This is a genomic window from Peribacillus sp. NPDC056705, from assembly GCF_043656335.1.
This window is the reverse complement of record NZ_JBHTYI010000166.1, coordinates 1-1,528: the sequence shown is the minus strand read 5'-3', so window position 1 is coordinate 1,528 and position 1,528 is coordinate 1. Positions and strand designations below refer to the sequence as shown.

1 protein-coding gene is annotated in these 1,528 nt (G+C 49.5%); it reads right to left on the bottom strand.

Annotated elements, in window-relative coordinates:
- Positions 1–1,373: MBOAT family O-acyltransferase (locus ACFRAK_RS28555; protein ID WP_394573124.1), on the bottom strand; the 1,373-nt coding region annotated here is incomplete at its 3' end.
- Positions 1,374–1,528 lie beyond the last annotated feature (155 nt).

The following is a 1,528-nucleotide window of genomic DNA, read 5'->3' as shown; positions in this document are numbered from 1 at the left end:
ATATACATCAGCGAGACCACGAACAGGACTGCGCATAGGACGGCTTGTCTCATATTCGGACGGAAGGATACGGTAAGCTCCGAGGAATTGCGGGAGAACAGCACGATCGGCATCAACAGTAGGATCCAGGCTATCGGCTCTACCATGGCCACATTCAGATGCAGTTGCAGGCCCGACATCCCGGCCATTCCCTTCAACAGTCGCATGGCCTGTGCCCAATTCTCCGCCCGGAAGAATACCCAGGTGACCGTGATGAAGACAAAGGTAATGAACCAGGCCAGCGCACGCGGCATCCGTACGCCAAGCCTGCCCCATAAACGATGTATCACTTGCCCCGCTCCGTGCAGCAGTCCCCAGAACAAGAAGGTCCATCCCGCCCCATGCCATAATCCGCCAATCAGAAACGTAAGCATCAGATTGCGCAGCATGATCACTTCGCCACGGCGGTTGCCGCCAAGCGGAATATAGATATAATCACGTAAGAAACGGCTCAGTGTCATATGCCACCGTCGCCAGAAATCCTGGATATTAAGTGCCTTATAGGGTGAGTTGAAATTTTGCGGCAGTCGAATATTGAACAGCAGCGCAGCCCCGATCGCCATATCGGTGTACCCGCTGAAATCGAAATAGAGCTGGAACGTATAGGATAATGCGGCAATCCATGAATCCACAAATCCGCTGGCTGTATCAAACCCGGCGTTGGCATAAATAGCAACCGAATCGGCGATCACCACTTTTTTGAATAATCCGATGCAGAAAATAAAGACGCCACTGGCTGCATTCCCCCAATCCCACAGCTTGGAGCGTACTCGGTCGAACTGCGGCATCATCTCCCCATGATGCAGTATCGGGCCGGCGATGAGGTGCGGATAAAAGGTAACGAACAGTACGTAATTGACGATGTTGTATTCACGCGCTTTTCCCTTATAAGCATCAACTAAATACGCGATTTGAGTAAACGTAAAAAAGCTGATCCCCAGCGGCAGCACCAGATTAAGCAGCGTCACTTCGAAGCCGACAGCCTCGCCGATATTTACGAGGAAGAAGTCGGCGTATTTATAATAAATGAGCAGCAGTACATTACCGGATATCCCTAACATCAAGATGCTCTTGGCACCTCGTCTACCCTGGTTAGCCTCCTGTCCTGGTGGGTTCCGACGTGCTTGGAGCAATCTTCCGATCGAGTAGTTAAAGGCGATGGAACCTAAGAGAAGTGGAAGGTAGCTGATGTTCCACCAGCTATAGAAGAAGAGTGAGGACAATGCAAGCCAACATTTCGCCGCCAGCCCATAACGGAATTTATTCAGTGCGAAGTAAACGATGATTGTAATCGGTAGAAATACAAAAATAAAAGGATAGGAATTAAACAACATGCCTGAGCAGGCACCCCCGACTTTCTATACTGTCGCTATGCTTCGGTATATGTCACTTTTTGCAGTGGCGATTTCTAGATAATACCATACAACACACCGCTGATTTATGCTTTTTTTAGCTTGATCTTAAGCTTGTACTGAAGTCGGATGGTGCC